The sequence below is a fragment of the Collinsella tanakaei genome (assembly GCF_016902615.1).
Taxonomy (GTDB): Bacteria; Actinomycetota; Coriobacteriia; order Coriobacteriales; family Coriobacteriaceae; genus Collinsella; species Collinsella tanakaei_A.
In genome coordinates this window covers 23,144-31,019 of record NZ_JACJMB010000024.1, presented here as the reverse complement: position 1 = coordinate 31,019, position 7,876 = coordinate 23,144, and the positions used below count along the sequence as shown (strand labels likewise).

Here is a 7,876-nt window from a genome sequence, read left to right as displayed (position 1 = left end):
AGCCCCGAGGAGTTCGAGCGGGCCAACCGGCCCGAGGACGATCGCCGCATGAAGGCGGCGTAGGGGTGTAAACGAAATCGGGGTAGATTCAGATTCAGATTCAGATTCAGATTCAGATTCAATCCCTCTCCGTTACCCGATCTGCCAGCTCAGGACCCCTTCCATATCGCGGTCAACAGGGTAGCCTTGTTCTCGAAGGACGAGGGAAAGCGAGGCTCCATGTCAGACAGGTTCGGGCGCTTCGAGAATCTCCCTGAAGACCGCAGGCGCGCAATCGTGGATGCCGCCTTTGAGGTGTTCGGCGGCGAGGACTATGCCCGCGCGTCCACGGCGGACATCGCCAGGCGCGCCGGTGTGTCGAAAAGCCAGCTCTTCTTCTACTTCAGGAACAAGAGGGAGTTGTACCTCTATGTGCTCGGCGTGCTCACGCGGCGCGTGGCCGACGCGGTCGTCGACGAGCGCTGGTACGAGATCGACGACTTCTTCGAGATCATGCGTTACGCCGTGACGCGGAAGGCCTGTTTCGTGGGGCTGAACCCGCGCGTCACGGAGTTTTTCGTCCGCGCGTTTTACCTCGGCCATCGGGATGTTTCGGGGACGCTCGACGCCTTCATGAAAGACGCGGTGCCCGCTATGGTGCAGATATATCTGGGTCACGTGCGCTGGGACCGCTTCCGTGAGGGCGTCGACCCCATGCGCGTGGTGCGCATGCTCGTGTGGTGCGGCGACGGCTACCTTCACGAGCGGCTACGCGGCGGAGGGGAGCTCGACATGGAGGCGATGCTCTCCGAGTTCCTCATCTGGCTCGACTGGCTCAAGCGGGCGACGTATAGGGAGGAGTACCTATGATAGCGAACGGGGCGGCGCCCGCGATCGGCGTGCGCGGGCTCACGAAGGACTACGGGCGGGGCCGCGGCGTCTTCGACGTCAGCCTCGAGGTGGCTGCGGGCGAGGTGCTCGGCTTCCTCGGCCCCAACGGCGCGGGGAAGACGGTCACGATGCGCCATCCGATGGGGTTCGTCAAGCCGCAGCGGGGAACGGTCGAGGTCCTCGGCCACGACTGCTTTCGCGAGCGTCCGGCGGTGCAGGCCCGTCTGGGCTATCTTCCCGGGGAGAGCTCATGCATGAGGGAGATGACCGCGCGGGCCTTCCTCGACCTCATGGCGGGGATGCGGGGCATGCGCGACCGCTCCCGGATGCTTGAGCTCGTCGACATGTTCGGGCTGGACCTCCGTGCGCGGATCGGCGGGATGTCCAAGGGGAACCGGCAGAAGGTGGCGATCGTGGCGGCGTTCATGGCGCGTCCGGACGTGCTTCTGCTCGACGAGCCCACAAGCGGTCTCGACCCGCTCATGCAGGAGCGCTTCCTCGACCTGGTGGCGCAGGAGCGGGCGCGGGGCGCTGCCATCCTGCTCTCGTCGCACATCTTCGAGGAGGTCGGGCGCGCGTGCGACCGGGTGGCGTTCATCCGTGCGGGGCGGGTGGCCATGACCTGCACCATGGACGAGGTCCGCTCGATGCGCGGCCGCGGCTACACGGTCGAGTTCGCAAGCGCGCAGGAGCGTTCGCGCTGGGAGCTCGCCCACGGGGCAGAGCCCGCGGCGGGCGACGCCCGCGGTATCGAGCTCCTCGACGTGCGCGACGTGAACGGGCTCATCGGCGAGCTCTCCGCATACGACGTGGCCGCGGTCACGTCCCGCGAGCAGACGCTCGAGGAACTGTTCTTGCACCTGTACGAGGGCGCCGATCCCTCACGGCAAGGTTAGGTGGTCCCGATGATCCTCCCTCTCTTCAAGCGCGAGCTTCGCTCCTGCCTGCTCCCGACTGCCATCATCGCTGCGGTGACGGTTCTCTACGCCGGGGTCATCATCGGCATGTACGACCCCGAGCTCGGCGAGTCGCTCGCCCTCATGCGCGATGCCATGCCCGAGCTCTTCGCCGCCTTCGGCATGGCCGACCAGGGCACGACGCTCCTTGAGTTCGTCGTCAACTACCTGCACGGCTTTTTGCTCGTGGTGCTCCCCCTCGTCCTCGCGGCGGTGCTTGCCAGCCGTCTGGTGGTTCGTCATATCGAGCGCGGCAGCATCGCCTATCTGCTCGCGCAGCCCGTCGGCCGCATAAGGCTCATGGTCTCGCAGGCCGCGGTCCTCCTTTTCTGCCTCGTCCTGCTCGCCGCGGTGCTCACTGTGTTCGAGTTGGCATGCGCCCAGGCGATGTTTCCCGGCGAGCTCGCCGTTGCCGACCTCGTCGCCGTCAACTCAGCGACCTTCTGTATGTGGGTGTTCCTGTCCGGTGCGTGCTGGGCGGGCGCCTGTACGCTGCCGAGCGTATCGGCGGCCCGCTGGGCGGGCGTCTCGGTGTGCACGCTTTTCGTCCTCGTGCAGATGCTCTCGGGGGTGGGAGAGGAGCTCTCCTGGCTCGGCGACATCACGCCCCTTGCGCTCCTCGATCCCCTCGGGGCCGCCGGCGGGCAGCCCGGTGCCCTCGCGGGCGCGGCCGTACTCGGCATCTCGGGCGCGGCGCTGTTTGCCGCAGGGACCGCCGTCTTCGCTCGCCGCGACCTGAGCGTGTAGGGCATTATCCGCAGGGGCATCCCCGATGGCGGGCCTCGCCGTGTCGCACGGGCGGGCCTGCCGGGCGACCTCGACGCGCCGACGCCCTTCCGCCTTGCGAAGACCGCTCGCGCCCGCGTTCACACCCTAGAAACACGAGGGGTGTATTTTTAGCTTTCAAGCCGAGGGGGCCGAGTGCCCCCACCGAGAGATCTGCCGGGGGAAGCCCATGTTCGACCACTTCATGTCCATGCTCGCCACGCTGAACAACAACGTGCTGTGGGGTGTCCCCATGGTCGTGCTGATGATCGGAACGGGCGTGTTCCTGCTCGTCATCACCCGCGGCGTCGTCTTCACGCGCTTCAACGTCGTGATGCGCAACACCACCATGACGCTCTTCCACCGGCCGAGCAAAGCCGAGCTCGAGCATGGCGCCATCTCGCCGTTCCAGGCGGTGTGCACCGCGCTCGCGGCGACGCTCGGCACGGGCAATATCGTGGGCGTGGCGCTCGCGGTGGCGACGGGCGGCCCGGGGGCGATCTTCTGGCTGTGGCTGAGCGCGCTTGCGGGCATGGTCATCAAGTACTGCGAGGTCACGCTGTCGGTGGCCTACCGCACCCGCAACGAGCGCAACGAGATCGTCGGCGGCCCCATGTACTACATCTCCCGCGGCCTGGGGGCCGGCTGGCTCGCGGTGCTCTTCGCCATCTTCGGGTTCCTTGCGTCGTTCGGCATCGGGGCGAGCGTGCAGGCGAACTCGCTGGCGAGCAGCGTGAACGCGACGTTCGGCATCCCGCTGCCCGTCATCGGCGCCGTCGTGGCGATCCTCGCCGGGCTCGTCCTCATCGGCGGCATCAAGCGCATCTCGCAGATCACCGAGGTGCTGGTGCCCTTCGCCGCCGTGTTCTACATTATCGCCGCCATCGTGGTGCTCGTGATCAACGCGGCCGAGATCCCAGCCGCCATCGGCATGATCTTCCGCGACGCCTTCACCGGCACGGCGGCCACGGGCGGATTTGCGGGCGCAACGGTCATGTACGCCTGCCGCGTGGGCATGTCGCGCGGCGTGTTCACCCATGAGGCGGGCATGGGCTCGGCGCCCATCGCGCACGCCTCCGCCGATACCGACCATCCCGCACGCCAGGGCCTGTGGGGCACGTTCGAGGTGTTCTTCGACAGCATCGTCATGTGCACCGTCACCGGGCTGGTGATCCTCACCTCCGGGCTGTGGTGCGCCGATCCCATGATGTCCGAGGGCGCCATGAGCTCGGCGGCGTTCGGGCAGAGCATCCCGGGTGGCCAGTACGTGGTGACGGTGGGCTTGATGCTCTTCGCCTTCGCGACCCTCATCGCCTGGTACTACTACGGCGAGAAGTGCGTGGAGTACCTGTTCCGGGCGCGCCGGGGCGGACGCGTGGCGATCCGCATCTACCAGGTCGCCTACGTTGCCATGGTCTTCGCCGGCTGCGTGGCGAACCTTGACGCCGTGTGGGAGTTCGCCGACTGCTTCAACGGCCTCATGGCGATTCCGAACCTGATCGCGCTCATCGCGCTCGCGCCGGTGATCAGGCGTCTCTCCCAGGACTTCTTCAGTGATCCCGACCTCAGGCGCCCGCGCGGATCGGATTACCGCAGCCTGCTGACGTTCCGCGACAAGTAGGACGGGCATGATGCGCGGATGGGGCTGCGCAACCGCCGCTGCCCCATCAGCGCGGGTCCCTGTGGAGGAGCCCGGGCGCGACGGTCTTGCGTCGCGTCTCCCGATGAAAGAAAGCTAGGCCTCGGCTCCATTGTACGATGCGTTCGTGCTGCCGCCCGCCAAGGCTGCGCGACCGTTCGCATGGGGTGCTCTCGTGCCGGTGACCCCGCTCTTTACAATGAGGGTGTCTATCAAATCTGCCGGCAGGCGGGGAATCGGAGGGAACCATGGGCGTCTCGTGCAGGAGCATCATGAAGATGGCGGCCGCCTCGATAGCCGTCTGCGCGCTCACTTGGGCGGCTCCGGCCCTTGCCGCCCCGCAGAACGGTTGGGTCGAGTCGGGAGGAGAGCGCTACTGGTACGACGACGGCGTCATGGCTCGTGACAAGCAGGTGTACGATCCTGCGTCCGATGCGTGGTACTGGTTCGACGCGGACGGCACCATGGCAGCTGACAAGGATGTGTTCGTTCCGGTTTCCAACGAGGACCGCAGCCAGGGCAAATGGGTGCGCTACGACGCCGAGGGCCATATGGTCAAGGGCGAGGACTACCGTTATGGCGGCTGGTACTACTTCGACCCGGTGACCGGCGAGATGGCGAAGGGCTTCCGCTTCGTGGACTCAAACGGCGGCAAATGGGTGTTCTACGACTACACGACCGGTCAGATGGCCCACGGCGAGCGCTATATCGACGGCAGCCACGGAGACGAGCCCGGCTGGATGTACTTTGACGACAGCACCGGCGCCGTGCTCTACGGCTGGCGGTTCCTGATGTCCGACGTCGACTTCAAGTGGGTCTACTACGACACGTCGACCGGGCGCATGGTCCATGGGAGCCGTGTCATCGACGGCGTTCCCCGCGAGTTCGACATGGCCACCGGGGCGCATCTGTTCGGAGGGCGCTACAGTCCCGACGAGGCGCGCGAGGTGCTCGACCTGGTGAACCAGGCGCGTGCCGCAGTGGGTGTGGCGCCGCTTGAGTGGGACGACGAGCTCGGAGCGGTGGCGGAGGTCCGCGCTGCCGAGCTCACGATCCTGTTCTCCCATACGCGCCCTGACGGATCTCCCTGCATGGCCATCTTCCCCCCGATGCAAGCAGGAGGCGAGAACATCGCCGCCGGCCAGAGGTCTGCGGTGGAGGCGAATGAGGATTGGACGAACTCGCCCGGGCACTACGCCAACATGATCAACCCCGCGTACACGAAGCTCGGCGTCGGCTGCCTGATTGACGACAACGGCTACAAGTACTGGGTTGAGGTCTTCACGTCCTAGGAGCTCCGTCGGGCATCCCCGCATCCGCCTTCGTCGGTTGCGTTGCGGCAATCTGGGCGTGCGCTCGCGGCGTTTGGGTGTGGTACTTAACATTGTGTACATTCACCTGCTGGGGGATGCTCGCGGCGAACAGGTGATGACGATGGTCTTCACCGGGCTTGTCGACGTGAGCCGGGTCGAGAGCATCGAGATCTCCGGGGGCGACGACGGGATGGTCGAGACATACGAGTTCACGCCGGCGACCTAGGGCGCATCGGGTCGGCGGATCCGCCCGCGTTCGGCATAAAGGTGGGCGCCGGGACGTGCAGGGGATACGTCCCGGCGCCCGAGCGAAAGGGCGTATGAGCGATCGCGGGCGGCTAGACCGTCATGCCGCCGTCGACATGGAGGATCTCACCGGTCACGTAGGCGGCGAGGTCGCTCGCGAGGAAAACGAAGCAGTTCGCGACGTCTTCGGGCGCGCCGACGCGCTTCATGGGGATGGCGTCCGCGATGGGCTTGATCATCTCCTCGGGAAGCGCGGCGACCATGTCGGTGGCGGTGACGCCCGGTGCGACGGCGTTCACGCGGATGCCCGCCGGGCCGAGCTCGCGGGCGAGCGAGGCGGTGATGCCGTTCACGGCGAACTTGGACATGGGGTAGCCCACGCCTGAGGGCTGGCCGTTCTTGCTCACCATGGAGCTCGTGTTGATGATGACGCCACCGGCGGAAAGCAGGCGCGAGGCGGCCTGGCAGCCGTTCAGCACGCTCTTGATGTTGATGTCGATGACCTTGTCGAAGTCGTCGGCGGTGTAGTCGCCGAGCGGCGTGGACTGGGAGATGCCGGCGTTGTTGCACACGATATCAAGCCCGCCGAAGCGCTCCTTCGCGGAGGCGAAGGCGGCCTCGACCGCAGCCTCGTCGGTGAGGTCGGGGGAGAGCCCCATGACGGGCGCATCGGGGTTCTCGCTAAGGATCGCGTCGACCGCCTTCTGGGCGGTCTCGGGCCGGCTGCCGCACAGGGCGACGTTCGCGCCCTCGGCGAGGAAGCGCTTGACGATGGCGAGGCCGATGCCGCGCGAGCCACCGGTGACGACTGCGGTTTTGCCTTGAAGTAGCATGGAGGGTCCTTTCCGGTGCGCGCGGGGCCTCCCGCGCGGTGTGGGTACTGCTTCTCGCGTACCCGCATTTGGCGAAAAGATACCTACCGTATCGGTAGATGCGGCGGGCGTGTATCGGTGGGCGGGGCGCTGGCCGATACGCGCATATGCGAGACCCCACAGACGTACAGCGCGATGCACGCGCGGGCCGCCAAGACGGCGAGCGGTCGCGAAAAGGACGCGCATGATGTCGCCGAGATCGACCGGATGGGGTTCGACCCCGACCGCTTCGCTCGCGTCGCGGAATCGTATGCCTCCATGTGCATCGAATGCGTGGCGCACGGGGAGTAGGGCGGCTCGCCGCGGTGCGCGAAATCCGAGGACGGGCAGCAGGCGAGACCGCAGCATGCGAGCCCCGGCTCCCGCTTCGCGCGGGAGCACCCTCTTGATTGCGAACATATGTTCTAGTATCGTGATGCCGTCACGGTGCGGGAACGGAGGCCACGATGGCGTACGACTTCAAGCGGGAGTTTCGCGACCTATACCAGCCCAAGACGACCCCGTCGCTCGTCGACGTTCCGGCGATGACGTTCGCCGCCGTCGCCGGAACGGGCGATCCGAACGAGGAGGGCGGCGCGTACAGCCGCGCGCTCGAGCTGCTCTACGCGTTCTCCTACGCCGTGAAGATGTCCAAGAAGGGAACCTGGCAGCCGGCGGGGTACTTCGATTATGTCGTGCCGCCGCTCGAGGGCCTGTGGTGGGGCGGCAAAGGGGCCTTCGATGGGGCGTCCATCGCAGACAAGAGCGCGCTTTCCTGGATCTCGCTCATCCGCCAGCCCGATTTCGTGACCCCTGAGGTGTTCTCGCGGGTCTGCGAGATGGTCGCCGCGAAGAAGCCCGCGCTTGCCGGCGCGCTCTCATCCGGCGCCCTGCGTCTCGTGCGTTTCGCGGAGGGGCCCTGCGCGCAGGTCATGCATATCGGTCCGTACGACGACGAGCCTCCCACAGTCGCCGCGCTCGCCGCGTTCATCGTCGAGAACGGCCTTGTGACCGACATCGCCGAGGGAGGGGAGTCGCCCGAGGGACACGCGGCGACACGGGCCTTCGACGCCGAGGCTCTCCTTGCTGCGCTCGATGCGGACGGCGCCGTTCCCTCCGTGCGCCCCCATCATGAGCTATATCTCGGAGATCCGCGCAAATCCTGCCCGGAGAAGCTGAAGACGGTGATCCGCCATCCCGTGAGGCGGCGTTAGCCTCGCCTGCCGGGGATCCTCG

The 7,876-nt window shown here is 66.7% G+C and carries 9 protein-coding genes; 8 read left to right on the top strand and 1 reads right to left on the bottom strand.

Annotation, left to right across the window (positions count from 1 at the left end):
* Positions 1–219 precede the first annotated feature (219 nt).
* The 6 genes from H6A21_RS08180 (at position 220) to H6A21_RS08155 (ending at position 5,769) form a co-directional block, all read left to right on the top strand.
* On the top strand, positions 220–849 hold the full coding sequence (locus tag H6A21_RS08180) for a TetR/AcrR family transcriptional regulator (RefSeq protein ID WP_204562258.1): 630 nt from the start codon (positions 220–222) through the stop codon (positions 847–849).
* Positions 846–1,766, top strand: coding sequence for an ABC transporter ATP-binding protein (locus tag H6A21_RS08175; RefSeq protein WP_204562257.1), 921 nt, complete (start codon positions 846–848; stop codon positions 1,764–1,766). The genes H6A21_RS08180 and H6A21_RS08175 overlap by 4 nt, the downstream gene beginning before the upstream one ends.
* Positions 1,767–1,775: 9 nt before the next feature.
* On the top strand, positions 1,776–2,573 hold the full coding sequence (locus H6A21_RS08170; protein WP_204562256.1) for an ABC transporter permease subunit: 798 nt from the start codon (positions 1,776–1,778) through the stop codon (positions 2,571–2,573).
* Positions 2,574–2,781: 208 nt separating this feature from the next.
* Complete coding sequence (locus tag H6A21_RS08165; protein ID WP_204562255.1) at positions 2,782–4,212, top strand: alanine/glycine:cation symporter family protein; 1,431 nt, start codon at positions 2,782–2,784, stop codon at positions 4,210–4,212.
* Between the two features lie 290 nt (positions 4,213–4,502).
* Positions 4,503–5,522 carry a CAP domain-containing protein gene (locus H6A21_RS08160; RefSeq protein ID WP_204562254.1) on the top strand — a complete coding sequence of 340 codons (1,020 nt, stop codon included), beginning with the start codon at positions 4,503–4,505 and terminating at the stop codon, positions 5,520–5,522.
* A 79-nt stretch (positions 5,523–5,601) separates the two neighbouring features.
* The gene (locus H6A21_RS08155; RefSeq protein ID WP_204562253.1) at positions 5,602–5,769 is read left to right on the top strand and encodes a hypothetical protein; all 168 of its coding nucleotides are present in this window, start codon (positions 5,602–5,604) and stop codon (positions 5,767–5,769) included.
* Positions 5,770–5,881: 112 nt separating this feature from the next.
* Here H6A21_RS08155 and H6A21_RS08150 read toward each other — a convergent pair whose 3' ends face one another.
* A complete protein-coding gene (locus H6A21_RS08150; RefSeq protein ID WP_204562252.1) occupies positions 5,882–6,622 on the bottom strand; it encodes an SDR family NAD(P)-dependent oxidoreductase in 741 nt (246 codons plus the stop codon).
* Positions 6,623–6,796: 174 nt separating this feature from the next.
* Between H6A21_RS08150 and H6A21_RS08145 the strand changes: the two genes are divergently transcribed.
* Positions 6,797–6,952, top strand: a complete 156-nt coding sequence (locus H6A21_RS08145; RefSeq protein WP_204562251.1) for a hypothetical protein — start codon at positions 6,797–6,799, stop codon at positions 6,950–6,952.
* Between the two features lie 155 nt (positions 6,953–7,107).
* Entirely contained in the window at positions 7,108–7,854 is a 747-nt protein-coding gene (locus tag H6A21_RS08140; RefSeq protein ID WP_204562250.1) for a GyrI-like domain-containing protein, read from the top strand.
* The last annotated feature ends 22 nt before the right edge of the window (positions 7,855–7,876 follow it).

Bases quoted from the DNA above. Each gene is read 5' to 3' on its own strand.
- H6A21_RS08180 (WP_204562258.1), top strand. From the start codon at position 220: ATGTCAGACAGGTTCGGGCGCTTCGAGAATCTCCCTGAAGACCGCAGG.
- H6A21_RS08175 (WP_204562257.1), top strand. From the start codon at position 846: ATGATAGCGAACGGGGCGGCGCCCGCGATCGGCGTGCGCGGGCTCACG.
- H6A21_RS08170 (WP_204562256.1), top strand. From the start codon at position 1,776: ATGATCCTCCCTCTCTTCAAGCGCGAGCTTCGCTCCTGCCTGCTCCCG.
- H6A21_RS08165 (WP_204562255.1), top strand. From the start codon at position 2,782: ATGTTCGACCACTTCATGTCCATGCTCGCCACGCTGAACAACAACGTG.
- H6A21_RS08160 (WP_204562254.1), top strand. From the start codon at position 4,503: ATGAAGATGGCGGCCGCCTCGATAGCCGTCTGCGCGCTCACTTGGGCG.
- H6A21_RS08150 (WP_204562252.1), bottom strand. From the start codon at position 6,622: ATGCTACTTCAAGGCAAAACCGCAGTCGTCACCGGTGGCTCGCGCGGC.
- H6A21_RS08145 (WP_204562251.1), top strand. From the start codon at position 6,797: ATGCACGCGCGGGCCGCCAAGACGGCGAGCGGTCGCGAAAAGGACGCG.
- H6A21_RS08140 (WP_204562250.1), top strand. From the start codon at position 7,108: ATGGCGTACGACTTCAAGCGGGAGTTTCGCGACCTATACCAGCCCAAG.